The sequence below is a fragment of the Sphingosinicella xenopeptidilytica genome (genome assembly GCF_042676985.1).
GTDB lineage: Bacteria > Pseudomonadota > Alphaproteobacteria > Sphingomonadales > Sphingomonadaceae > Sphingosinicella > Sphingosinicella xenopeptidilytica.
In genome coordinates this window covers 331543-356068 of record NZ_JBHTIK010000005.1, presented here as the reverse complement: position 1 = coordinate 356068, position 24526 = coordinate 331543, and the positions used below count along the sequence as shown (strand labels likewise).

23 protein-coding genes and 1 other RNA gene are annotated in these 24526 nt (G+C 66.4%); 12 read left to right on the top strand and 12 right to left on the bottom strand.

Annotated elements, in window-relative coordinates:
* Nucleotides 1-55: 55 nt before the first annotated feature.
* Entirely contained in the window at nucleotides 56-901 is an 846-nt protein-coding gene (locus tag ACFQ00_RS09735; protein ID WP_381489626.1) for an HpcH/HpaI aldolase/citrate lyase family protein, read from the bottom strand.
* Nucleotides 902-978: 77 nt separating this feature from the next.
* On the opposite strand from ACFQ00_RS09735, the gene ACFQ00_RS09730 reads away from it, so the two are divergent.
* Complete coding sequence (locus tag ACFQ00_RS09730; RefSeq protein WP_381489623.1) at nucleotides 979-1956, top strand: SPFH domain-containing protein; 978 nt, start codon at nucleotides 979-981, stop codon at nucleotides 1954-1956.
* A gap of 10 nt (nucleotides 1957-1966) precedes the next feature.
* A complete protein-coding gene (locus tag ACFQ00_RS09725; RefSeq protein ID WP_381489620.1) occupies nucleotides 1967-2413 on the top strand; it encodes an NfeD family protein in 447 nt (148 codons plus the stop codon).
* Here the strand turns inward: ACFQ00_RS09725 and ACFQ00_RS09720 are convergent.
* Nucleotides 2410-3021, bottom strand: a complete 612-nt coding sequence (locus ACFQ00_RS09720; protein ID WP_381489617.1) for a TetR/AcrR family transcriptional regulator — start codon at nucleotides 3019-3021, stop codon at nucleotides 2410-2412. The genes ACFQ00_RS09725 and ACFQ00_RS09720 overlap by 4 nt on opposite strands.
* A gap of 90 nt (nucleotides 3022-3111) precedes the next feature.
* On the opposite strand from ACFQ00_RS09720, the gene ACFQ00_RS09715 reads away from it, so the two are divergent.
* Nucleotides 3112-3588 carry a hypothetical protein gene (locus ACFQ00_RS09715; RefSeq protein WP_381489614.1) on the top strand — a complete coding sequence of 159 codons (477 nt, stop codon included), beginning with the start codon at nucleotides 3112-3114 and terminating at the stop codon, nucleotides 3586-3588.
* Between the two features lie 109 nt (nucleotides 3589-3697).
* Here the strand turns inward: ACFQ00_RS09715 and rnpB are convergent.
* An RNA gene (gene rnpB, locus ACFQ00_RS09710) (RNase P RNA component class A) lies at nucleotides 3698-4074 on the bottom strand.
* Nucleotides 4075-4168: 94 nt separating this feature from the next.
* Between rnpB and ACFQ00_RS09705 the strand changes: the two genes are divergently transcribed.
* Genes ACFQ00_RS09705 through ACFQ00_RS09690 form a run of 4 tightly spaced genes read left to right on the top strand, consistent with a single transcriptional unit; the run spans nucleotide 4169 to nucleotide 5916 of the window.
* Nucleotides 4169-4495: an ArsR/SmtB family transcription factor gene (locus tag ACFQ00_RS09705; protein ID WP_381489611.1), complete on the top strand. Its 327-nt coding sequence runs from the start codon at nucleotides 4169-4171 to the stop codon at nucleotides 4493-4495.
* 25 nt (nucleotides 4496-4520) lie between these two features.
* Nucleotides 4521-4928 carry a VOC family protein gene (locus tag ACFQ00_RS09700; RefSeq protein WP_381489609.1) on the top strand — a complete coding sequence of 136 codons (408 nt, stop codon included), beginning with the start codon at nucleotides 4521-4523 and terminating at the stop codon, nucleotides 4926-4928.
* Nucleotides 4925-5449, top strand: coding sequence for an SRPBCC family protein (locus ACFQ00_RS09695; protein ID WP_381489606.1), 525 nt, complete (start codon nucleotides 4925-4927; stop codon nucleotides 5447-5449). Before ACFQ00_RS09700 ends, ACFQ00_RS09695 begins: the two co-directional genes overlap by 4 nt.
* A 17-nt stretch (nucleotides 5450-5466) precedes the next feature.
* Entirely contained in the window at nucleotides 5467-5916 is a 450-nt protein-coding gene (locus ACFQ00_RS09690; protein WP_381489604.1) for an SRPBCC family protein, read from the top strand.
* A 3-nt stretch (nucleotides 5917-5919) separates the two neighbouring features.
* On the opposite strand, the gene ACFQ00_RS09685 is transcribed toward ACFQ00_RS09690, so the two are convergent.
* Complete coding sequence (locus ACFQ00_RS09685) at nucleotides 5920-6615, bottom strand: winged helix-turn-helix transcriptional regulator (RefSeq protein WP_381489601.1); 696 nt, start codon at nucleotides 6613-6615, stop codon at nucleotides 5920-5922.
* A 150-nt stretch (nucleotides 6616-6765) separates the two neighbouring features.
* Between ACFQ00_RS09685 and ACFQ00_RS09680 the strand changes: the two genes are divergently transcribed.
* A complete protein-coding gene (locus ACFQ00_RS09680; RefSeq protein WP_381489598.1) occupies nucleotides 6766-7908 on the top strand; it encodes an acyl-CoA dehydrogenase family protein in 1143 nt (380 codons plus the stop codon).
* Here ACFQ00_RS09680 and ACFQ00_RS09675 read toward each other — a convergent pair.
* The 3 genes from ACFQ00_RS09675 to ACFQ00_RS09665 form a co-directional block, all read right to left on the bottom strand.
* Entirely contained in the window at nucleotides 7868-9232 is a 1365-nt protein-coding gene (locus ACFQ00_RS09675) for a PepSY-associated TM helix domain-containing protein (RefSeq protein WP_381489595.1), read from the bottom strand. The genes ACFQ00_RS09680 and ACFQ00_RS09675 overlap by 41 nt on opposite strands.
* A gap of 17 nt (nucleotides 9233-9249) precedes the next feature.
* Nucleotides 9250-11292 carry a TonB-dependent receptor gene (locus ACFQ00_RS09670; RefSeq protein WP_381489592.1) on the bottom strand — a complete coding sequence of 681 codons (2043 nt, stop codon included), beginning with the start codon at nucleotides 11290-11292 and terminating at the stop codon, nucleotides 9250-9252.
* Between the two features lie 146 nt (nucleotides 11293-11438).
* A complete protein-coding gene (locus ACFQ00_RS09665; RefSeq protein ID WP_381489589.1) occupies nucleotides 11439-11834 on the bottom strand; it encodes a hypothetical protein in 396 nt (131 codons plus the stop codon).
* 188 nt (nucleotides 11835-12022) lie between these two features.
* On the opposite strand from ACFQ00_RS09665, the gene ACFQ00_RS09660 reads away from it, so the two are divergent.
* Nucleotides 12023-12136 (top strand): entericidin A/B family lipoprotein, encoded by a 114-nt coding sequence (locus ACFQ00_RS09660; RefSeq protein ID WP_374597745.1) that lies wholly within the window; start codon nucleotides 12023-12025, stop codon nucleotides 12134-12136.
* An 8-nt stretch (nucleotides 12137-12144) separates the two neighbouring features.
* On the opposite strand, the gene ACFQ00_RS09655 is transcribed toward ACFQ00_RS09660, so the two are convergent.
* Nucleotides 12145-12597, bottom strand: a complete 453-nt coding sequence (locus tag ACFQ00_RS09655; RefSeq protein ID WP_381489586.1) for an Lrp/AsnC family transcriptional regulator — start codon at nucleotides 12595-12597, stop codon at nucleotides 12145-12147.
* 135 nt (nucleotides 12598-12732) lie between these two features.
* Between ACFQ00_RS09655 and ACFQ00_RS09650 the strand changes: the two genes are divergently transcribed.
* From ACFQ00_RS09650 to ACFQ00_RS09640, 3 genes are read left to right on the top strand one after another with little or no spacing between them, the layout of a single operon-like run.
* On the top strand, nucleotides 12733-13920 hold the full coding sequence (locus ACFQ00_RS09650) for an amino acid aminotransferase (RefSeq protein ID WP_381489582.1): 1188 nt from the start codon (nucleotides 12733-12735) through the stop codon (nucleotides 13918-13920).
* Between the two features lie 14 nt (nucleotides 13921-13934).
* Nucleotides 13935-16016 (top strand): alpha-ketoacid dehydrogenase subunit alpha/beta, encoded by a 2082-nt coding sequence (locus ACFQ00_RS09645; RefSeq protein WP_381489578.1) that lies wholly within the window; start codon nucleotides 13935-13937, stop codon nucleotides 16014-16016.
* A gap of 11 nt (nucleotides 16017-16027) precedes the next feature.
* Entirely contained in the window at nucleotides 16028-17233 is a 1206-nt protein-coding gene (locus ACFQ00_RS09640) for a dihydrolipoamide acetyltransferase family protein (RefSeq protein ID WP_381489575.1), read from the top strand.
* Nucleotides 17234-17239: 6 nt separating this feature from the next.
* Here the strand turns inward: ACFQ00_RS09640 and ACFQ00_RS09635 are convergent, their stop codons facing one another.
* From ACFQ00_RS09635 to ACFQ00_RS09620, 4 genes are read right to left on the bottom strand one after another with little or no spacing between them, the layout of a single operon-like run.
* Complete coding sequence (locus ACFQ00_RS09635; protein ID WP_381489572.1) at nucleotides 17240-18730, bottom strand: ATP-binding protein; 1491 nt, start codon at nucleotides 18728-18730, stop codon at nucleotides 17240-17242.
* A 47-nt stretch (nucleotides 18731-18777) separates the two neighbouring features.
* Nucleotides 18778-20175 carry an efflux transporter outer membrane subunit gene (locus ACFQ00_RS09630; RefSeq protein WP_381489569.1) on the bottom strand — a complete coding sequence of 466 codons (1398 nt, stop codon included), beginning with the start codon at nucleotides 20173-20175 and terminating at the stop codon, nucleotides 18778-18780.
* Nucleotides 20168-23332, bottom strand: coding sequence for a multidrug efflux RND transporter permease subunit (locus ACFQ00_RS09625; RefSeq protein WP_381489567.1), 3165 nt, complete (start codon nucleotides 23330-23332; stop codon nucleotides 20168-20170). The genes ACFQ00_RS09630 and ACFQ00_RS09625 overlap by 8 nt, the downstream gene beginning before the upstream one ends.
* Entirely contained in the window at nucleotides 23329-24486 is a 1158-nt protein-coding gene (locus tag ACFQ00_RS09620) for an efflux RND transporter periplasmic adaptor subunit (RefSeq protein WP_381489565.1), read from the bottom strand. Before ACFQ00_RS09620 ends, ACFQ00_RS09625 begins: the two co-directional genes overlap by 4 nt.
* Nucleotides 24487-24526 lie beyond the last annotated feature (40 nt).

Sequence of the window (24526 nt, the reverse complement as noted above, 5' to 3'; positions counted from 1 at the left end):
CTCCCTTTTTTCTTTGATGGGAGCCCGTTTAGAATGTGATGTTATATCTTGTCAATCAATGAGACGTGATGCTTTCAGCGAACGCGATCAGTTCGCGCGCCTGCGCCGCATGGAGCACTTCGACGATCTTGCCGTCGAGCGTCGCGACGCCCTTCCCGTCTGCTTTCGCCGCCTCGAACGCCGCGACGATACGGTGCGCCTGCTCGACCTCGGCGGCGGACGGCGAGAATACGCGGTTCGCGGTTTCGATCTGCGTGGGGTGGATGAGCGTCTTGCCATCGAAGCCGAGCGCCCGGCCCTGCAGCGTCACCGCCTCCAAGCCCTCCATATCCTTGATGTCGGGGTACATCGCGTCGAACGCCATGATCCCGGCCGCGCGAGCCGCGATGACGACGCGCTGCAGGGCATATTGAATCTCGGCGCGAACCGGGCCGACGCGGCAGCCGAGATCCTTTTCGAGATCAGCAGCGCCCACCACGAGCGCGGCAACGCCGGGCGTATCGGCGATCGCATCGACCGCCTGCACGCCACGCGGCGTTTCGATCATCGCCCATACCGGCACACCGCCCGCGAGCCGAACCGCCTCCTCCGCTTCGGCAGCGCTATTCACCTTGGGCACGACGACGGCCGCGGGCTTTGCCGCCTTCACGGCGAGAAAGTCTGCCTCGTACCAGTTCGTGCCGATGCCGTTCACGCGGATCGCGACGGCGCGGCGGCCCCACCCGCCCGACTTCACGGCTTCGACGGCGGCAGCACGGGCGGCCGGCTTCGCATCGGGCGCGACGGCGTCTTCGAGGTCGAGGATCACCACGTCGGCATCCAGCGTCCGTGCCTTCTCGATGGCGCGCGCATTTGCGGCGGGAAGGTAGAGCACGCTGCGATGGGCACGAAAATCGGTCATGGCGTTAAGATTCCCTGTGGAATTCGTGCTATGGCGTTCCAATATCGCTGTGAGCAACCGATTTATGGGGGAGAGATATGGGCGGCGGGATTTTCGTGATTTTCCTGGCGGCGCTCGCCGTCATCTTCGTGTGGACGGCCGTCGTCATCGTGCGGCAGGGCTATGAATACACGATCGAGCGCTTCGGGCGCTTCACGCAGGTCGCGAAGCCCGGCTTCACGCTGATCCTGCCGTTCATCGAACGGGTGGGACGCAAGATCAACATGATGGAGCAGGTCCTTGAGATTCCGGGTCAGGAGATCATCACCAAGGACAACGCGATGGTCTCCGTGGACGGCATCGTGTTCTTCCAGGTGCTCGATGCCGCCAAGGCCGCCTACGAAGTCTCCGACCTCTACGTGGCGATCCTGAACCTCACCACCACGAACCTGCGCACCGTCATGGGCTCGATGGACCTCGACGAGACGCTGTCGCACCGCGACCAGATCAATGCCCGGCTGCTGAACGTCGTCGACGATGCGACGACCTCTTGGGGTGTGAAGATCACCCGCGTCGAGGTAAAAGACATCAAGCCGCCGCAGGACATCGTGAACTCGATGGCGCGCCAGATGAAGGCGGAACGCGAGAAGCGTGCCGCGATCCTCGAGGCCGAGGGCCTGCGCGCGTCCGAGATCCTGAAGGCGGAAGGCCAGAAGCAGTCGCAGATCCTGGAAGCCGAAGGCCGCCGCGAAGCCGCCTTCCGCGACGCCGAGGCGCGCGAGCGCGAAGCGGAGGCCGAGGCGAAGGCAACCGAGATGGTCTCGAACGCCATCGCCAGCGGCAACGCGCAGGCGATCAACTACTTCGTTGCGCAGAAATACGTGGACGCCATGCAGGCGTTCGCGAATTCGCCCAATGCCAAGACGATCTTCATGCCGCTGGAAGCAACGAGCCTCGTCGGCACGATCGGCGGCATCGGCGAACTGGTGAAGGCCGTGAAGGGCGACGGCGATACGCCGCCGCCGCCAGCACCTGCGCCGCGTCCGCGCCGTCCGGGTCCGTTCGAGCAGGTTTGAGGAGGCCGCGATGCCGGATTTCCAGAACTTCGAAATGACCTACTGGGTGTGGTTCGCAGCCGCCGCGGGGCTGGCGATCATGGAGATCGTGGCGCCCGGCATCTTCATGATCTGGTTGGCGATGGCCGCCGCCGCGACCGGCCTTGCAACGTTCGCATTCGGCTTCGGATGGGAACTGCAACTCGCGGTGTTCGCGATCCTCTCGGTCGTCGCCGTGTTCCTTGGCCGCAATTTCCTGAAGCGCAACCCGGTGGAAACCAGCGACACCGGCCTCAATCGACGCGGCGAGCGGCTGGTCGGCCAGCTCGTGAAGGTGGTGGAACCCATCGCCGACGGACGCGGGCACGTGCAGGTCGGCGACTCGCCTTGGCTTGCAACGGGGCCGGATGCCGCCGCAGGCAGCATGGTCCGCATCACCGGCGTTGACGGTGCAACGCTGAAGGTCGAGCCCGCCTAGACCGCTCCTTCCGCGAGCGGCTTTCCCCCGCGCACGGCAAGGTCTTTCAGCAAGACCTCGATTGCCCAGCCGCAGACCCGCGCGATCTGATCGCCGCCAAGATCCCAATGGTCGCGCATCTCGAGCCACGGCGTCGTGTGCAGCACCTGGAACAGCGCCGTGGCCAGCACGCGATCCTCGGGCGGTAGATCCTTGACGGCGTCCGCGGCGACAGAAGTGTAGCTCTTCCGTCTCCGGTCTTTCTGGGCAAGCCGCACGGCGCGCCCCTGCGGGGTCGACCGCACGACCGTGGCAAGACCCGCGATCGCATCGAACCCGCGGTACACGACGGGAAGGGACGCGATCATCTCGTCCATCGTCCCCGGAAATTTCACGCCCGGACCGGCCAGCGCAACGACACGGTCCCACAGCGGCTGCATGAGCGCGGCCTGATCGGGGAAGTAGCGATAAACCGTTCTGCGACCGACCCCGGCCCGTTCGGCGACGCGGTCGTGGTTGATATCCCCACCCTCGCTCAGAAGCCCGATCAGACTATCCAGAATCCGGTTACGGACCTCTTCCTTGCGGCGCCCGCGCGCGGCGACCTGCTCTTCCTTTTTACCAGTCATCCACCGCGTCTATCGAATGGCACAAAAAGTGTCAAAATTTGATTGACACTTTTTGTGCCACGATCCATTGCGCCGCCAAAGGAGACTTCAATGCTGTTCCACATGTCCATCGCAGCGCACGCCCCCCAACATGTCGCGGAGGTTCTCGCCGAATTGATCGGCGGCACGGCGCTGCCCTTCCCGCCCGTGACCGACGGCGCCTGGATCGCCCTGTGCGACGACGCCAGCCGTACCGCGATCGAAGTTTATCCGTTCGGCACCGTGCTTCGGCAGGCCGATGGAGATGCGGATGCCTTCGGCGATCCCGGCGGGCACGATCGTTTCACCGCGACCCATGGCGCCGTCGGCACGGATCTCGGCCTCGAAGACGTGCTCGCCATTGCGCGGCGCGAAGGCTGGCCCGCGAAATACCGCAAGCGCGGAGGCATGTTCGGCGTGGTCGAGCTCTGGATCGAGGATCGCCAGATGTTCGAACTGCTGACGCCCGACATGCAGGAAGAGTACCGTCAGTCGCTATCGGTTCAGAACTGGCAGGATCAGATCGCCGCAGGCCGACCCGCAGGCTGACGACACCCCTTTTCGAATGCCCCGAGACCCGGGGCATGGGGCCGGTCGTCATACCCCTCCCCCGCCGGCGATCGGCCCCGAAGGGCATTGTTCAAAACCGCAGAAGAAAACGGTCAGAGGATCTGTAAGCCGGGTTCTGTACCGCCCCGAAGGACAGCGACGACCATTCCTCTAGGACGACGCTTGCGCGCCGCCTCAAGCAACCTACCCGGGCGGTCCGGCCGGATAAGCCATGCGCCGCCCCTATTCGGTTTTGCTCCCGGTGGGGTTTGCCGTGCCGCTTCCGTTGCCGGTCGCGCGGTGCGCTCTTACCGCACCCTTTCACCCTTGCCTTCCGGCCGAAGCCGTTTGGCGGTCTGCTCTCTGTGGCACTTTCCCTGGGGTCGCCCCCGCCGGGCGTTACCCGGCACCGTCTATCCGTGGAGCCCGGACTTTCCTCCCCGCCGTTCTTTCGAACCCTGGCGCGGCGGCCGTCCGACCCTCTGACCGCCTGCGGAAATAGGGCGGCTTCCGTGCGTTGACAAGAACAACGCGTCATCATATTTTACCAATATGTTAATTAACCGATTCGCGAAATAATATGGATCACCTCAGCCAGACCTTCTCCGCGCTTGCCGACCCCACCCGCCGCGCCATCCTCGCGCATCTGTCGCTGGGCGAAGCGAGTGTGAAGGAACTCTCCCAGCCGTTCGCGATCAGTGCTCCCGCGATCACGCGGCACCTGAAGGTGCTGGAGAGCGCGGGCCTGATCTCGCGTGGACGAGAGGCGCAGTGGCGCCCGGCGAAGCTGGAAGCCGCGCCGCTGAAAGACGCCATGGACTGGGTCGCGCAGTACCGGGCGCACTGGGAAGCCCGGCTCGACCGGCTCGAAGCCTATCTTCAGGATATTCAGAAACCGGCCCCTTGAGGCCCCGCTTGGGAAGGACCGTTCCATGCAGATCGTCCCCTATCTTTCGTTCGGCGGCAAATGTCGCGACGCCTTCGCCTTCTACCAGAGCGTTCTGGGCGGCGAGATCACGCACATGATCGCCGCGCGCGGCACGCCCGCCGAACCGCACGTCGCGCCGGAGAACGTCGACGACATCATGCACGCGCGCCTCATCGGTGAGGGCTTCGCGCTGATGGGCGGCGATGCGCCCCCATCGATGTATCAGACACCGGCGGGCTTTTCCGTCTCGCTGCAGTTCGACAACACCGACGAAGGCAAGCGGGTGTTCGACGCGCTCGCCGAGGGCGGCGCGATCATCATGCCGTTCGACGCGACGTTCTGGGCGGCCGGATTTGGCATGTGCCACGACCGGTTCGGCACGCCGTGGATGGTGAACTGCGAAATCGCATGACCGATCATCCGAAGATCGAGGCCGCAAAGGCCGACCGGCAGCTGATCCTGAAACGCTGGTTCGCCGCGCCCCGCGCGCTGGTGTTCCGCGCGTGGACCGATCCGGCGATGATGGCCGAGTGGTGGGGACCACGCGGTTTCACCACGACGGTGGAGGCCGACGCCCGCCCCGGCGGCAACTATGCGATCACCATGCAGGGACCGGACGGCACACGCTATCCGATGCACGGGCAGTTCCTCGAAATCGTGCCCGACGAGCGCGTGGTGATGCTCGACATGTTCGAAGAGCATCCGCCGGAATGGTTCGCCGAACTCATCCGGCTGCGCGGCACGGACGCCGACTGCCCGACGCAGATGCGCCTCATCGTGACGTTCGCGGACGAACGCGGCGGCACGTTACTCACCATGGTCGCCGAATTCGCCTCCGACCTCGACCGCGATGCCTTCGCTGCACTCGGTATGGCCGAGGGCATGGGCGAAAGCTTCGACAGGCTGGATGAACTGCTGGCCGCAAGCGCCTGACAAGACGGAGACATGGGATGACCAAAACCGAACACGCCAGCTTCACGATCGACCGCGTGCTGGCCGCGCCGCCCGCGCTCGTCTGGAGCGCGTGGGCGACGCGCGAGGGCAAGGACCGCTGGTTCGCCACGAGCGACGGTTTGACGCTCGAAAAGCGCGCGTTCGATTTCCGCGTCGGCGGCACCGAGATCGCGACCGGCCGCTGGACGAACGGCACCGTCTCCGAGTTCGAAGCGACATATGCGGACATCGTGCCGGAAAAGCGCATCGTCTACAGTTACGTGATGCACATCAACGGCACGAAGATTTCGGTGTCGCTCGCCACCGTGGAGTTCAGCACCGAAGGTGCCGGCACGCGGCTCAGGATCACCGAACAGGGCGCCTTCCTCGACGGCTACGACGACAACGGCAGCCGCGAGGCGGGCACGCGCGAACTGGTCGAGACGCTGGCGCGGTCTCTCGCCTGATGCTCAGGCCGCCTCCCGTGCCTTCGCGAACGGGCTGAGGCCGAGCCAAATGTGCATGTTCGCGGTGAGGCGGCGATCGCCGGTGAGGTGGAGGCGGTCCTCCTCCACCGCGGCAGCGACGGTGTCGTGGCCCATCCAGATCGCAGTCATCGTGCGCAGGTCCGTGGACACGTAGAGATCGACATCGAAACCGGGATCGACCGAGCAGAGATCGATTTCGGCGCCCGGTTCGATCATCAGCCACCATGCGCGCCGGTCGGCGGGCAGCTCGGGATAACGGAACTGGACGACCGTCCGCTGCTCTGGGAGCGGGCGCGGATCGAGGTTGCGCCGCATGTCCCACATCAGGAGCGGCGCATCGAGCCGCTGCAGCGAAAGTTCGCTGTCCACCCAGCGCTGGCCCCACAGGCCGAACGCCTCGACGAGCGGTTCCAGCTCCTTGCCCGCCTCCGTCAGCCGGTAGTCGAATGCGCCGCCATCGCGCGGGGAGGGCTGGCGGTGTATGATGCCCGCCGCCTCCAGTTCCTTCAGTCGCTGCGAAAGCAGCGCGGGCGACATGCGGGGGAGGCCGCGACGCAGATCGTTGAAGCGCGAGGAGCCGGCGATGAGCTCGCGCAGGAGCACAACGGTCCAGCGCGTGCAGAGGATTTCCGCCGCCATCGCGACGGGGCAGAACTGGCCGTAGGTGGTCTGTGCCATGGTCGGGTTCCTTTGCGGGGCATTTTACCGCGAAGGGACCGCAAGTGACGAGTTCAGATTTTGTACCGGGGTGATTCAGATGCTGAACTGGCCGCACCCCGGCAAAACCGCGATCAGTTGCGTCAACACCCGATTGAGGAGATGACGGACATGTCGGCAACACCGGTTCTGAAAATGCAAACCCCGCGTAACTGGGCAGCGATCGGCGCGGAAATCGCCGCAGCCGTGGGCGCGGACGCCGCCGTCCACGACGCGGATGCGCGTTTCGTTGCGGAAAACTACGCGAAACTGCGCGATTCCGGCCTGATCGCAGCGGCCGTTCCCGCAGAGCTTGGCGGCGGCGGCATCGATTACCGCACGCTGTGCGGCATCATCCGCCAGATCGGCACGCGCTGTGGATCGACCGCGCTCGCCTTCTCGATGCACGCGCATCTGGTGGCAACCGCCGCCTGGCGCTGGACGCACCAGCAGGCGCCCACGGACGGCCTGCTGCGGCGCGTCGCGGCGGAAAACCTCGTGCTCGTATCGAGCGGCGGTTCGGACTGGCTGAAAAGCGCGGGCACCGCCACCAAGGTGGACGGCGGCTTCCGGATCGATGCACGCAAGATCTTCTCGAGCGGCTGCCCGGCGGGCGACCTGCTGATGACGAGCGCGGTTTACGACGATCCCGAGGCGGGCGCGACGGTGCTGCACTTCGCCGTGCCCTTCAAGGCCGAGGGCGTCAGCATCCTCGATACGTGGCACGTGATGGGGATGCGCGGTACGGGATCGAACGATGTGGAGCTGAAAAGCGTGTTCGTGCCGGATGCCGCCATCTCGGGCCGGCGGCCGCAGGGCGCATGGCATCCGCTGTTCCACACGATCAGCATGATCGCTTTCCCGCTCATCTATTCCGCCTATGTGGGCGTTGCCGAAGGCGCGCGCGACGCGGCGCTGGCGATGGCAAGATCGAAGCCCGCGAATGCCGGACTCATCGGCCTTGCCGGCGAGCTGCAGACGGCGTTCTGGACAGCGGAAACGGCACACGCCGCGATGATCGCCACGGCAGAAACCGCAATGCCGGGGCCGGAAACCACGAATGCGATCATGACCGGACGCACGGTTACCGGACAAAACGCGATCCGCACCGCCGAGCTGGCACTGGAAGTTGCGGGCGGGGCGGCATTCTACAAGAGCGCCGGGATCGAACGCGCCTTCCGCGACGTGCAGGGCGCGCGCTTCCATCCCCTGCAGGGTCCGGCGCAGCGCGATTTCAGCGGGCGGCTGGCACTGGGGCTCGATATCGACGGCTGAGCCACCGGCCGCCGAGCACGAGCAGAAGCGAGGCGCCGACAAGCGGGAAGAGCACGGCAAGCGCCGCGATCATTCCGACGACGACAGGCGGTAGCCGATCATCCGCATGGGTGATCGGCGGCGCCAGTTCGCCTTCGGGGCGCCTGCGCCACCAGAGGACGATCCCCGCGACGACACCGCCGACAAGGACAAGACACACCGCGAGGTTCGCAAGCTGGTTGGCAAGGCCGTATTCGCGGCCGACGTGGAGCGAAACGCCCCACTCCACCGCCTTTGCGACCGGGCTGTAGTTTTCCCATCCGATGTCGCCGAGGACCGCGCCCGTGCCGGGATCGACGTGGATCGTGCGCTGGCCCGCCGCCTTGTCCGGCACATAGCTGATCGTGAAGACACCGCCTGGCGCGGACGGGTAGAAGATACGCGCGCCGCCGCCGAAACGCTCGCGGTGGAGGCGCGGAAGCAGCTTTTCGATCTCGGCGATACCGACACCGTGGCCGCCCGAGCCGTGCGGCATCGGCATCTGGCGGATCGTCCACGGCAGCTTCGCGGCATCGGGATCGTGCATGGCGTGTTCGTCGGGAGCGCCGCCGGGGACCACCGTGGGCGGCGCCTTGAAGTTCGGCGAGGGCGCGACGAACGGCACGCTTTGCCCGATGCGCGCGAACTGCTGCCCCCAGAAGGCGGACCACGGTAGCCCGGTGAGCACCAGAAGCGCCACGAGCAGCGCATTCAGCGTAGCGGGAATGGCGTGAAGATCACGCCAGAACCGCCGCCCGGTCGCCGACAGCCGCGGCACCAGCACGCCGCGCAGCTTCCAGCGGCGCGGCCACCAGAGCCAGACGCCGGTCGCGAGCATCACCAGCGTCCAGCAGGCGACGAGTTCGACGATATGGCTGCCGATCTCTCCGCCCATCAGGTTACCATGGAGATCGCGCACAATCACCGTCGGCTGCAGGGCCGGGTCCGCCGTGCCGGTCACGATGCCGCGATACGGATCGAGATACACGTCCTGCACCGTGCCGCCCGGAAGCCGGACGTTCCAGACGGCAGCCTCGTCTGCATTGTGGGGGAGGCGCACCCTGCCGATGACGGCGCCGGGAACCGCCCGCAGCACCGCAGCCTCCTGCGCGGCGAGCGGGAGCGTTGCCCCGCCCGCAGCAACCGCCTGCATGTCGCGGTTCCACCAGCCGTCGATTTCCCGGTCGAACAGGTAGATCGCGCCCGTCAGCGTCAGCACGATGAGCAGCGGCGCCGAGAACAGCCCGGCGTAGAAGTGCCAGCGCCACACCGATCGGTAGGCGCCGGTTCCCCTTGTCCTCTCCATGGTCCGCCCCTCCCCTGTCAGAAGCCGACGCCGACGCGGATGCTGAACGTGCGCGGATCGCCCGGGTTGACCGCGAAGCCGTTGCCCGACGCGGTGTAATACCGCTTGTCGAACAGATTGCTGAGGGTCGCGTCAATCGTGAAGCGGCCCGCGCGCAGCCCGGCGCCAAGGTCCGCGATCGTGTAGGCGGGCAGGCTGACGCTGCTGCCGTTCACCAGAAGGCGGCTGCCGACGCGGCTCAACGCCGCGCGGAGCGTGAGCGGCGTGCCGGGGACGGCAACCGCTGTGCGCGCCGTGATCGTGTGCCGCGGCACGTCGCCGAGCCGCAGGCCTTCGTCGCCATCGTTGCTGCGCGTGATCTTCGAATCGAGCAGCGCGTAGCCCGCCGAAAGCGTCCACCACGGCGCCGGCTGCCATTCCCCTTCAAGCTCGACCCCCTGCACGCGCTGCGCGCCGAGGTTGACGCTGAAATCGGGATTATCGAGATCGACGGTGAGCGCGTTCACGCGCTTGATGCGAAACGCCGCGAGGCTCGCCCGGAAATCGCCGTGACGGAAACGGAGACCGGCTTCGAGCTGGTTCGATTCCTCGGGCTTCAGCGGCTTTCCGTCCGCCGCGCGCGCACCGGCGCTGCTTTCGACATCAAAGCCGGTGTTGTAGCCGGCGAAGACCGAGAGTGCCTCGCTGACGCGGTAGGTGGAGCCGATCTGCCAGATCGTCGATTCAGTCGGCGTGCGATCGGCGGCAACACCGCCCCAGTCGCCGCTCGACGCCTTCACCCAGCTGTGCCTGACGGCGCCGACAACATCCCAGCGATCGGTGAGCGAGACCTGATCCTGCAGGTAAACCGCGTGGCCATCAATATTGTAGAAGCTGTCGAACGCGAAGCTCGTGGCGGGTGCAATCGTGTCGTAGTGGTAGACCGGCGCCGTCACATCGATCGGCGTGACGTTATCCAGCGAATATTGCGTGAAGCGGCCCCGTTCGCGGTCGTATTCGTAGCCGAAGAGCAGCTTGTGCGTGACCGGGCCGGTCTTCAGCGTTCCGGCAAGATCGAGCTGCGCGATCGTGTAGGCATCGTCTTCCCGCCCGATGCGGCCGTTGCGGCCGATGAGCGTGGAGGTGACCGGGGCGCGCAGCCGGATTTGCAGGAACGCGGAGTTGAATTCCTGATACTGGATGCGCGGCGTGAGCGTCCAGCCGTCCGCCAGTTTCACATCCACCCACGCCTGCACCAGCGGCGCATCGGCGGTGAGACGGTCGACCGCCGGCTCGCCGAGGTTGAGCCCGCGCCGCAGCCGTTCGCCGCCGTTCGGCGCCACGGTGCCGACGACCGGAAGCCCCGGATAACGGCCCGTCTTGCGCTCGGTGTATTCAGCGACGAGATTCGCACTGAAACCCTCGCCGGCATAGTGCACGCTGAGGCCGCCGTTCAGGCGGTCCATATCCTGGAAATCGACGAACGTGTTCGAGCGCTCAACCTCACCCGTAGCGCGGATCGAGAGTCCGGGCGCGACACCGCCCGTCATGTCGAACGCAACCAGCTTCTGGTCGAAGCTGCCGAAGGTGGCGGAGAAATGCGCGGCAGGCTCCGCCTGCGGCCGTTTCGTGACGATGCTGACGATACCGCCGACCGCCGACTGGCCATAGAGCACGCCGGAAGGCCCCTTCAGCACCTCAACGCGCTCGATGTTGGAAAGCGCGGAGGCATCCACGTCCTCGTAGTAACGCTGGCGCATCCCGTTGCGCATCTGATCGGCGAGGAAACCGCGGACCTTGAGCGTGAACGACTGGTAGGCGCTGACGCGCGACGAGCCTGCGTTAGCGCTCGGCACCCCGCGCAGCAGGTCGCCGATCGAGCGGGCGCCGCTTTCGACAATGTCTTCCGCGGTGACAATCTGCACGCTCTGCGGCAGGCGATCGATGGGGATGCCCGATTTTTCGCCGAAATCGCCTGAAAACTTCGTGCCGGTGACGACGATCTCGGCATCGATCGCATCCTCGGCAAATGCGGATGTGGCGGCGGTGGTGGCGAGCAGGGCTGCAAACAGAACTTTCACGATACGTCCTCCTGTCGGCCGGGCGCGCACACGGCGCAGGCTCCGGCAGAATTGTGCGGGATATTCAGACAGGACGGCCCCGATCGGCGCGCACAGCGGCGCGCGCGATCAGCGGCGGCAAGGACTGGACGATGCGCCGCGGGCCGTCAGGCGCGCGCGGGCGGACCGATCGCAGGGGGCGGCGGTGCCGCAAGGCGGTGGACCGTGAGGTCCGCAATGGCACGGCTGAATGTCCGCCCCGCATCGATCGCAACGAAGACCGCGAGCACGGGCGCGGCGGCCAGTGTGCCACCGCCCATGCCAGCGAACGCGCAGGGCGCGTCCATACCGGAAGAGTCGTGCTTCGCCGGTGCATGATCGCCGCCAAGATCGAGAAGCATCTCGACCGGCCCGTTTCCGGTGCAAAGCGTGACGAGAACGCCGTTCGCGGTCGCAACGGGCATATAGCCCGACGGGACGAGGATGCGGGCGAACAGCACGAGGAACAGCGCGGCCGCAACCGCGCCTTCCCGCATCCAGCCTTTCCGCAGTCCCCCGATCATGTCCGGTCCCATAGGAACATCGCTGTGGCTTGTCACCGACGAATCGGGACACGGACATGAGGCGCCGTGCCGCAGGCCTTCACCATCCGTAAATTCCCTGTTCACGTCGGGCGCGACAATTGCCTAGAAAACAACGGGCAGAAAATCGGGATCACGGGATCCCGGCCGGACAGGGTTTTGGAGGCAAGATGCGTTACATCATGGTCGCTGCGGTGCTGCTGCTGACGGCGTGCAATACGATCGGCGGCATCGGCAAGGATCTGGAGTCGGCGGGCGGAGCTGTTGCAGACGCGGCGAAGTAGCCGGGCTGTTACACCGGCACGGCGGTCGTATACTTGATGCGCTTGAGCGCGAAATGCGAGGCGGTGGACGCCACCGCCGCGTGGTTCAGGAGCTTGCGCATCAGGAACGCTTCGTAGGCGCCGACGTCCGCCACGACGACGCGGAGCTGATAGTCCCACTCGCCGGACATGGAGAGGCACTCCATGATCTCCTCGCGCGCCATCACCCACGCCTCGAATTCCTCGCGGGCGCCGCGCTCATGCGACTTGATGCGGACCTGACAGACGACATCTAGGCCTTTTCCGATCGCGTCGCGGTTCACGAGCCGCACCACCGGCCCGAGCACACCATCGCTTTCGAGATTGCGGATGCGGCGCCAGCACGAAGCCGCCGACGCGCCTACACGCTCGCCGAGCGCGGCGCTGCTGATGCCGCCGTCTTCCTGCATGATTCGGACGATCTGACGGTCGACCTCATCCATGTGATGCGCTCATTTCAAAAATACCCGTAAATCCGATAAACTGTCTCACAAATAGAGCAAAATATCTGAAGATTGAAAGAAATTTTCGTCGTTTCCCGACTATCCTGTTCAAACGTCGTATTGGGAGATGGCTGAATGAGCGCGCTGGCAGCACAAATCGAAAGTGGATCGGTTCTGGACGGGCTTACCGCCCAGCCCGCCGACCCGCTGCTTGCGCTGATCGGCCTGTTCCGCGACGACCCCCGACCGGGCAAGATCGACATGGGCGTCGGCGTCTATCGCGACGCGGGCGGCAAGACGCCTGTGATGGCGGCGGTGAAGGCGGCAGAAGCCTTCCTGCTGAAGGACCAGCAGACGAAATCGTACCTCGGCCCGGAAGGCGACGCGCGCTTCGCCGAGCTTCTGACCCCGATCGCGTTCGGCGAGATCGACCGTACGCGGCTTTGCGGCGTGCAGACGCCGGGCGGGACCGGCGCACTTCGCCTCGGCGCGGAGCTTCTGGCGCGTGGCCGCGCGGGGACGCGCGTTCTCGTCGGCACGCCGACCTGGCCGAACCATGTGCCGCTGATGGAAGCGGCCGGGCTGCAGATTGTGCCGTTCAAGCACTTCGACGTGGCGACGCAGACTTTGCGCTTCGAAGAGACGCTCGCCGCCATCAAAGCCGCGACGCCCGGCGACGTGATCCTCCTGCACGGCTGCTGCCATAACCCGACTGGCGCCGACTACACGGTGGAGCAGTGGAACATACTCGCCCCCCTGATCGCCGAGCGCGGCCTGCTGCCCTTTGTCGACCTCGCCTATCAGGGGCTTGGAAACGGGCTCGACGCCGATGCATTGGGCCTGCGCGCGGTCGTGGCGCATAATCCGCAAGTGCTCGTCGCCTATAGCTGCGACAAGAATTTCGGCCTCTACCGCGAGCGGGTCGGGGCGCTGTTCGTCGTTTCCGACACTGCGGCGGTGATCCAGTCCAACCTTCTTGCGCTGGCGCGCGCGAACTGGTCGATGCCGCCCGATCACGGCGCGGCGATCGTCCGCACCATCCTCGACAGCCCTGAACTCACCGCCAGCTGGCGCGCGGAACTGGACGCGATGCGGCTGCGCATCCTCAGCGTCCGCGAAGGCGCGGCTGCTCTCGACCCGGCCCTCGCCACCCTGACGCAGCAGACGGGCATGTTCTCGATGCTGCCGCTGAGCCCCGAGCAAATCCGCACGCTGCGCGAAGTTCACGCTGTTTACATGGCGGGATCAGGCCGCATCAACGTCGCCGGACTGACGCCGGACGCGATCCCCGCGTTCGCCGCCGCCGTCGCGGCCGTGCGCTGAAGAGGGAGACGATCATGGCACAGGCAACCGCGCTCAAAGCCCCTCTCCGCAACGCCCCCGACGAGAATGTCGACTGGCGCCGCGTCGCCTATCTGCTCAGCCTCTCGCGCGCGCTCGACGCGATGGAAGAGCAGCGGCTCGTGCCCGAGAAGAAGGTGCTCTACCAATTCTCCGCGCGCGGACACGACATGGCACAGATCCTGCTCGGCAGCCGCCTCGACAACCCGCGCGACGCGACCTGCGGCTATTACCGCTCGCGGCCGCTGCTGCTGGCGCTCGGCGTCGATGTGGCGGATGCGCTCGGCTCCTCGATGGGCCGCGCGGGCGGCTATTCGGACGGGCGCGACATCGGCGTTGTGTTCAACTATCCGAACGCAAACGGCGCCTCGGCGCTCCCCATGTGCGGCGGCGTCGGCGCGCAGTACACGCCGACCGCCGGATGGGCGCAGGCGATCGATTACTACCGCGAGGTGATCAAGGATCCGGCCTATACGGACGCGCTCGCGGTCGTGCTCGGCGGCGACGGGTCGGTCGCTTCGAACGGCTTCTGGGCGGCGCTGACCGTCGCCACGACGCAGAAACTGCCGATGCTGTTTTACATCGAGGACAACGGCTACGGCATTTCGGTCCCCTCCACCTTCCAGACGCCGGGCGGCAACATCGCCGCGAACCTTGCTTCGTGGCAGGACCTGCGCATCATCAACGGCGACGGCACCGAACCCGCAGAGGCGGCGCGGCTGATCGAAGAGGCGGTGAGCTACGTGCGCGACGAGCGCGGGCCTGCGCTCCTCCGCCTCACCGTGCCGCGCCTGCAGGGGCACAGCTTTCAGGACACGCAGACCTACAAGGATGAGGACTTCGTCGCATCCGAATGGGCGCGCGACCCGCTGCCGAAGCTGAAATCGTATCTTGTCCCCGCGCTGCTTTCCGAAAGCGAATGGGCGGCGATCGAGGACGAGGCGAATGCCGACGCCGAAGCTGCGCGCGAGCGCGCCGAGGCGCGGCCCGTGGCGGACCCGGAAACGGTGATGCGCAACGTGTTCTTCGAAGGCGATCTCCAGACCGTTGGCGGCCAGTGGACGCACGGCTACACAGCGCCCGCTTCCACCGATCAGCCGAAGTCCGAAGGCCAGCGTATCAACATGGTGACGGCGATCCGCCGCACGCTGGAACACGAGCTGGAGATCAACGAACGCGTCGTGCTGTTCGGCGAGGATATCGGCCCCAAGGGCGGTGTTCATGCCGTGACGCTGGGGCTGCAGGAGCGCTTCGGCGAGGCGCGCGTGTTCGACACCAGCCTTTCGGAAGAAGGCATTATCGGCCGCGCCGTGGGCATGGCGCTCGCCGGGCTGATGCCCGTGCCGGAAATCCAGTTCCGCAAATATGCCGAGCCCGCCACCGAGCAGATCAACGACTGCGGCACGATGCGCTGGCGCACAAACAACCGCTTCGCCGCACCTATGGTGCTGCGCATTCCCGGCGGCTTCTTCAAGTGCGGCGACCCGTGGCATAGTCAGACGAATGAAGTCGCGTTCATCCACAACCCCGGCTGGAAGGTCGCGGTGCCTTCGAATGCGGAGGATGCCGTGGGCCTGCTGCGCGGCGCGCTGCGCGGCAACGACCCGGTGATCTTCTTCGAGCACCGCGCGATGCTGGACCATGCGTGGGCGCGCCGGCCATATCCTGGCGACGATTTCGTGCTGGAGTTCGGCAAGGCGAAACATACGCGCGAAGGCAGCGACATCACGATCGTGACATGGGGCGCGATGGTGCAGCGCTGCGAAGAGGCGGCTGAGGGCCGCTCCGCCGATGTGATCGACCTGCGCACATTGATGCCGTGGGACAAGGCGGCGGTTTTGGAGTCCGTTCGCCGCACGGGGCGCTGCCTGATCGTGCACGAAGACCTGCAGACGGCGGGCTTCGGCGCGGAGATCGCCGCGGTGGTGGCGGACGAGGCCTTCACGTATCTCGACGCGCCGGTCGCGCGGCTGACGATGCCGGATATCCCGAGCCCGCACAATCCGGTGCTGCTGAACTGGGCGGTGCCCTCGGTCGAGCGCATTCGCGCGAAGATCGACGACCTCATCGGTTTTTGAAGGACAGGTCCATGATCGATATTCTCGTTCCCTACGAACAGGAGGGGACCAAGGCCATCGTGCGGAGCTGGCTCGTCAAGGTCGGCGAGGCGGTGAAGGAGAACGACCCGCTCGTGGAGCTGGAGACCGACAAGGTGACGCAGGAGGTGCCCGCGCCCGCCGACGGCATTCTCGGCGAAATCCTGCTCGATACCGATGCCGAGGCGATACCGGGCGCGCTGCTTGGGCGTCTGCGCCCGGCGGATTCCGCTGCGCCGCCGGCGCCCGAGACCGCCGCGCCCGTCGAAACGCCGAAAGCCGCGCCGACAAACGAACGCCCGGCCCCCGCCAACTGGCTGTCGCCTTCGGTCCGCCGCGCGGTTCAGGAGCATGACGTCGATCCCGCCAACGTCACCGGCACCGGACGCGGCGGGCGCATCACGCGGAATGACGTGGAACGCCACGTGGCGGAGCGCGCCGAAGCACCGGCGCCCGCAGCGCCGAAAGCGTCTTCGCCGCAGCCCCCCGCCAAGAGCGGCGGCGTGACCAGCGTGCCGCACGACCGGATGCGGCTCGCGATCGCGCGCAATATGCTTGGCTCCGTCACCACCGCACCGCATGTGACCGCCGTGTTCGAGTGCGACTTCTCCGCGATCATGGCGCACCGCAAGGCGCACAAGGATGGCTTCGCCGCCTCGGGCGCGAGCCTCACGTTCACCGCCTATTTCATCGCCGCGTGCGTGGAGGCGATGCGCGCCGCGCCCGCGATCAACAGCCGCTGGTTCGACGACCGGCTGGACATCTACGACGACATCAACATCGGCGTCGGCACGGCGCTTGGCGACAAGGGTTTGATCGTGCCGGTGGTGCACGGCGCGCAGGCGCTGTCGCTGCTCGGCATTGCGCAGCGCCTCACTGATCTCGTTTCCCGCGCGCGAGATGGCAAACTCTCCGGCGGTGACGTTTCAGGCGGCACGTTCACGATTTCGAACCACGGCGTTTCAGGCTCGCTGCTCGCCACGCCCATCATCATCAGCCAGCCGCAATCGGCGATCCTCGGCATCGGTAAAACCGAGAAGCGCGTCGTCGTGCGCGAAGTGGGCGGCGTGGATACGATCCAGATCCGGCCGATGGCCTACGTGTCGCTCACGATCGACCACCGCGTGGTGGACGGACACCAGACGAACACGTGGCTTTCGAAGTTCGTCGAGACGCTGGAGAACTGGCCTACAGCCTGAGCGTTTTCAGCCGCTCGCGAGCCGCCGCCGCGCGGCGCGCGGACCGGATGTCGCCGAAGGGGCCGTCGTGCAGCCGATCTGCGGGATGCTGATCGTGCGGTTGCCGGAGAGGTCGTTGCGGCTGACGATGAGGCCGGTGCTTTCCATATAGCCGAGCAGGCGGCGGACGCGGCCGAGGGAGCTTGTGCCGTAGACGGCGGCGATCGCCGTGTCTTCGGGGCACGGCAGGCGTTCGCGCGCCGCATGGGCGATGAGCAGGAACGCGCCGACCATCTCGGCGGGAAGCGTATCGGCGAGCGCCATCGCGTCGCGCCAGTCTTCATGTTCGGGGTTCGCGATCCCGGCGCGGGCACACGAAAGCCGGCGGCTGAAACCGTCGAGATCGAGCGGCGGTGATGCTAGCCCCGCCATGCGGCAGCGGACCTGAAAATCCTGAAAAAGCACGCTCGGGGTGCGGTGCTCGCTGCCCTCCTCCGCGAGCATGGCATCGAGCACGTCCGCGATGATGGCGCTCACAGCTTCGGGATCGGGCGGCGGGCCTTCGGGCACGGGCGCGGCGGGGCGAAGCTCCTGCGCGACGCGGCGCAGCAGCGTTTCGGCGGGAACCGGCGTGCGCGGCGGCGGCGCAGGGAGCGGCGCATCCTCTGGTACGGGCGCGAAGATAAGACCCCTCACCTCCGCCGCATCGGTGGGAAGCGGCGCCAAAGACGGACCGCTGCCGCGCGCCTGCGTGCGCACAGCGCCGATCTTCACCGGCACCGGCCGCCGCGAAATCGCAGGCCCGAGCGCAAGGAACGATCCCCGATCGAGATCGCGGATCGCTTCGGCCTGCCGCCGCTCCATGCCGAGCAGATCGGCGGCGCGGGCCATATCGATATCGAGAAAGGTGCGGCCCATCAGGAAGTTCGATGCCTCGGCGGCCACGTTCTTGGCGAGCTTAGCGAGGCGCTGCGTGGCGATGACGCCGGCAAGCCCGCGCTTGCGGCCACGGCACATCAGGTTCGTCATCGCGGCAAGCGAGGTGCGGCGGACATCGTCTGAAACGTCGCCTGCGCCGGCGGGCGCGAAGAGCTGCGCTTCGTCGACGACGACGAGCACGGGATACCACTGTTCGCGCGGGGCATCGAACAGGCCCGAAAGGAACGTGGCGGCACAGCGCATTTGCGCCTCTACGTCCAGGTCTTCGAGGTTGAGCACGACCGACGCACGGTGTTCGCGCACGCGCGCCGCGAAATGGCCGACCTCTCTCTCGCCGTAATCCGCCGCCTCGATCACCGAATGGCCGAACGGTTCTGAAAGCGTAACGAAATCACCCTCAGGATCGATCACCACCTGCTGCACGCTTCCCGCGCTTTCTTCGAGCAGACGGCGCAGCAGGTGCGACTTGCCCGAGCCCGAGTTGCCCTGCACGAGCAGGCGGGTTGCAAGCAATTCCTGGAGGTCGATCGGCACGGGCTGCCCGGACCGATCGTTTCCGATATCAATGGTGACCGTCATGCCCTCTCTTTGGGAGAGGACACGCACCGCGTGCAAGCCCTGAAAGTCTAAGAACCGCCGCCTTCGACGAGCCCGCCGCCGAGCGCGACGTAGAGCGCGACGCGATTGTCGAGCACGGCGCGGTTCGCGGTGATCAGCGCCTGCTCGGCATCGAACAGGTTGCGTTCGGCATCCAGCACTTCGAGATAGCCGACGACGCCTTCGCGATACCGCGTGCGGGCGAGCTGCGCGATGTGCCGCTGGGCTTCGGTCGCGCGGAGCTGCGCGAGCATCTGCTCGGCAAGGAAGCGGCGGCCCGCGAGTGCATCGGCCACCTCGCGAAAGGCGATCTGGACGGTCTGCTCGTACTGGGCGACGGCGATGTCCTCGCGCGCCTCGGCGACGGTGAGGTTGCCCTTGCGGCGGCCGAAATCGAAGATCGGCAGATTGAGCGCCGGGCCGACGCTCCAGTTGAAGCTGCCGTTATCGAAAAGCGAATCGAGTTCGCCCGACGCGAAGCCGAGCGTGCCGGTGAGCGAGATGGTCGGGAAGAACGCCGCGCGGGCCGCGCCGATATTGGCGCGAGCGGCGCGGAGTGTTTCTTCCGCGGCGAGGATATCCGGCCGCAGCGTCAGCAGGTCCGACGGCAGACCGGCGGCGAGCCTCGGGAAGCCGTCCTGCTCGGCGAGTGCGAGCGGCGGCGCGGTTTCGGGAAGCGCCCCGCCGACCAGCACGGCGAGGAAGTTCGCATTCCGGCTGCGCGAAAGGCGGAGCCCGGCAAGCTCGGTTTCGGCCTGTGTGAGCAGCGATTCGGCCTGCCGGAAATCGAGCGCGGAGGTGACGCCTGCGTCAAGGCGGCGCTGGGCGATGCGCACGCCGTCTTCACGGCTTTTCACCGTCGCTTCGGCGAGCGTGATGCGCTCCTCGGTCTCACGCAGCGCGAACCACGTTGTCGCAACGTCGCGGACGAGGCTGAGCCGGAACGCGCGTTCGGCCTGCACCGTGGAAAGATATTGCGCCCGCGCCGCTTCTGAAAGGTTGCGGACGCGGCCCCAGAAATCGAGTTCGAACGCCGAAACGCCGACACCGACGGAGAAGCGGTCCTGCTCCGCCACGACGACGCCGGTTGATGTTGTGACCGGCCCCCGGCTCCGCGCCGCATCACCGCTCGCAGCGAGTGTCGGCAGTCTGTCGGCGCGCTGGATGCGGTAGAGCCCGCGCGCTTCTTCGATACGCGCAATCGAGACGGCGAGGTCGCGGTTGCGCTCCAGCGCTGTGCCGATCAACGTACGCAGCGCCGGGTCGGCGAAGAAATCGCGCCAGCCGATGGTTTCCGCGCGCGTTCCATCCGCAGGGTCCGGGGACAGCGGATAGGCGGGCGCGGTCGGCAATGCAGGACGCTCGTGCTTCGGCGCCATCTGGCACGCGGAGACCAGCAGTGCGGAGAGGAACAGAAGCTTACGCATCGGTCGTCTCCACGTGACGCGGCTCGCCGGGTGCGGGCGGCCGCCTGCGGCTGATCCAGCGGCGCACCGCATAATAGAACAGTGGAATGAGGAAGATGCCGATCAGCGTCGCGGTGATCATGCCGCCCATCACGCCGGTGCCGACCGCGCGGCGGCTCGCCGCACCTGCGCCGCTCGCGATGAACAGCGGGAACATGCCGCCGATGAACGCCAGCGAGGTCATGATGATCGGACGCAGGCGGAGCTTCACCGCCTCCATCGTCGCTTCGAGCGGCGACTTGCCTTTGGCCTCTTCCTCGATCGCGAATTCGACGATGAGGATGGCGTTCTTGGCGGCGAGGCCGATGATGGTAACGAGGCCGACGTTGAAATAAATATCCGCCGATAGCCCGCGCATCGCCGTCAGCAGCACCGAGCCGAGCACGCCGAGCGGCACGATGAGCAGCACCGACACCGGTACCGCCCAGCTTTCGTAAAGCGCGGCGAGCAGCAGGTAGACGACGACGAGCGACAGGCCGAGCAGCAGACCGATCTGGCCCGCGGACTGTTTCTCCTCGTAGGAGATGCCCGTCCATTCGTAGGCGAAACCTTCGGGAAGCTGTTCCGCGAAACGCTCCATCTCCGCCATCGCCTCGCCGGTCGAACGGCCGGGCGCGGCGGAACCCGAAATCGTCATCGACGGGTAGCCGTTGTAGCGCTGGAGCTGCTGCGGCCCGGCTGTCCATTCCACCTGCGTGAATGCGCCGAACGGCACCATGTCGCCCGAGGCGCTGCGCACCTTGAGATCGAGCACGTCCTGCGGGGTCATGCGGAAGGGCGCGTCGGCCTGCAGCAGCACCTGCAGCACGCGGCCGTCGCGCGTGAAATCGTTCGCGTAGGCGCTGCCGAACGAGATCGCGAGCGTGTCATTCACGTCCCCGATCGAAAGCCCGAGCGCGCGCGCCTTGATGCGATCGATCAGCACGCGAAGCTGCGGCGATTCCGGCTGACCTTCCGGCCGTACGCCCAACAGCACCGGGCTTTGCGAGGCGAGGCCGAGCAGCTGCCCCTGCGCGGCGATAAGTGCCTTGTGCCCGTGGCCGCCGCGATCCTGCAGCTTGAACGTGAAACCGCCCGCTGTGCCGAGTTCCTGGATCGAGGGCGGATTGAGCGCGAACACCATCGCCTGCTTGATCTGCATGAACGCGCCCATTGCACGGCCGACAATGGCGTCCGCCTTGTTGTCGACGCCCTTGCGCTCGTTCCACGGTTTCAGGTTCACGAAGACGATGGCGTTGCCCTGCCCCTGCCCGAAGAAGCTGAAGCCGCGCACGACGAAGACGTTCTGCACCTGCGGCTGCGTGGCGTAGAATGCCTTGACCTGAACGATCGCCTCTTCGGTGCGCTCGCGCGTCGCGCCCGCGGGTGCCTGAATCGCGGTGATGATGCTGCCCTGATCCTCGGTGGGCAGGAAGCCGCCGGGAAGGCGTGTGAACAGGATCGCGGTAAGACCGAACAGCAGCACGAAGACACCGAGCCAGCGCAGCGGCCGCGACAGCACCTTGCCGACGGTGCGCTGGTAGCGGTCCGTCGAGCGGGCAAACCATGCATTGAACCGGTCGAAGAAACCGCCTGTGATCTGCGCGAAGCGGCCCCGCCGCTCTTTCATCTCGCTGTGCGGCTTCAGGAAGGTGGCGCAAAGCGCCGGCGTCAGCGTCAGCGCGAGCAGCGCGGAGAAGCCGATGGAGATGATCAGTGTCACCGAGAACTGGCGGTAGATCTGCCCGGTGGAACCGGGGAAGAACGCCATCGGAATGAACACCGCCATCAGCACGAGCGTGATGCCGATAATCGCCGAGGTGATCTGGCTCATCGCCTTCACCGTCGCTTCGTAGGGCGAGAGATGCTCCTCCGCCATGATGCGCTCGACGTTCTCGATGACGACGATGGCGTCGTCGACGAGGATGCCGATGGCTAGCACCATGCCGAACAGCGACAGCACGTTGATCGAAAAGCCGAACAGCCAGAGGCCAAGACAGGCACCGGCGAGCGCGATCGGGACAACGATCGTGGGAATGAGCGTCGCCCGCCAGTTCTGCAGGAACAGGAACATGACAAGGAAGACGAGCAGCATCGCCTCGGCAAGCGCCTTCACAACCTCGTCGATCGAGACGGTGATGAACGGGGTCGTATCGTAGGGGATCGACCAGGCGATGTCGGCCGGGAAGCTGTGCTGCAGCTCTTTCATCCGCGCATTGACGCCCTCCGCCGTGGCGAGCGCATTCGCGCCGGGCGTCATCTGCACGGCAATGCCGGCCACCGGATTGCCGTTCAGCTCCGAATCGAACGTGTAGTTCTGCGCGCCGAGTTCGACGCGCGCCACGTCCTTGAGGCGCACTGCCGATCCGTCCGGGTTGGCGCGCAGGATGATTGCCGCGAACTGCTCCGGATTGGTGAAGCGGCTCTGCGTGATGATCGTGGCGTTGAGCTCGCTGCCGTTCGCCAGCGGCCGGTCGCCGAGCGCACCACCTGGCGACTGGCTGTTCTGCTCGCGCACGGCGCCGAGCGCTTCCGCCGCCGAAAGGCGGTAGTTCGCGAGCTTCTGCGGATCGAGCCAGATGCGCATAGCGTAGGGGGGCGTGAACACCTGCACCTCACCGACGCCGGATACGCGTCGCAGCTCGTCGACGACACGGCTGTTGGCGAAGTTGCCGAGATCGAGCGCAGTCGTTTGGCCGCTCTTCGATTGCAGCCCGACGATGAGGAGGAAGCCGGTGTTCGCCTCTGCAACGGAAATGCCCTGTCGGCGCACCTCTTCGGGAAGCCTTTGCTCGACGCGGCGCAGACGGTTCTGCACCTCCATCTGCGCTTCGTTGATATCGGTGCCGGTGCTGAAGGTGACGTGGATTTCCGCCGTGCCGTTCGAGAGACTGGTCGACGACATGTAGAGGAAACCCTCGACGCCGTTCAGCTGCTGCTCGATGACCTGCGTGACGTTCTGCTCGAGCACCGCGGCATCGGCGCCGGGATAGGTGAGCTGGATCGTGAGCGAGGGCGGCGCGACCGACGGATACTGCTCGACCGGCAGCCCGCGCAGCGCCAGCACGCCCGCAAGCGTGATGCAGAGCGCGAGCACCCACGAGAAGACGGGGCGATCGATGAAGAAACGCGGGGTCATTTGGCGCCGGCAGCCTTCTCTGCAGCCTTTTTCGGCGCAGCATCCACGATGCGGACCGGCTGACCGGGGCGGACGCCCTGAAGGCCGCTCACCACGACACGGTCGCCGCTGTGAAGCCCCTCGTCGATCACCCAGCTGCCACCCTGGATTCGCCCGAGCTTCACAGGGCGTACCTCGGCGACGTCCTTAGTGCCGATCACGTAAACGCTGCCGCCATCTTCGGTGACGGTGACCGCGCGCTGCGGCACGAGGATGCCGTTCGCCCGCGTTCCTGCACCGATCTGTGCGCGTACGAACTGGCCGGGCAGCAGTATCCGCCTGGGGTTCGGAAACTCGGCGCGCAGCGCGGCCGTGCCCGTCGCTTCGTCGATCGAGAGGTCGAGGAAGTCGATGTGGCCGACCTGTTCGTAGGTCGTGCCATCCTCGAGGATCAAATTCACATCCCAGCGACCGAGCTCCGGAATGTGCAGCTTGCCGCCCGCGATGTCGCGGCGGATCGCCAGCAGATCGGAGCTCGACTGCGAAAAGTTCACGTAGATCGAATCAATCTGCTCGATCGTCGTGAGCAGCGTACCTTGCGATGCGCTGACAAGCGCGCCCTCGGTGACCTGCGCCCGGCCCGCGCGGCCTGCGATCGGCGCCCGAACGGTCGCGTAGCCGAGGCTGAGCCGTGCCGATTCGGCCTGCGCGCGTGCCTGATCGACATCGGCCTGCGCCGTACCCAGCCGCGCCACGGCCGCATCATATTCCTGCTTGCTGATCGCCTGACCCGCGATCAGCCCTTCATAACGCTGCAGGTCCTGCGCCGCGTTCGCCGAGGTCGTCTTCGCCCGGGCGAGCGCCGCCTGCGCGGCATTGAGCGCCGCGGTCATCTCGCGCGGGTCGATGGCGAACAGCGCCTGCCCCGCCTTTACGTCCGTGCCCTCGTCGAACAGGCGGCGTTCGATGATGCCGTCCACACGCGCGCGCACCTCCGCTGTGCGGATCGCCTGCACGCGCCCCGGCAGCTCGATGACGTTCGCGACCGGCTGCGACCGGACCGTGACGATCTCGACTTCGGGCGGCGGCGGCGCGGGCGGTGCATCCTCCGCGCAGGCGGAAAGCCCCACGCAGACGGCGAGTGCCGCTGCCGCCAGCCATCGGTTGTTACGCATGAAAACTCCGTCGCGGGGGATGAATCGGGACACTGTCGGC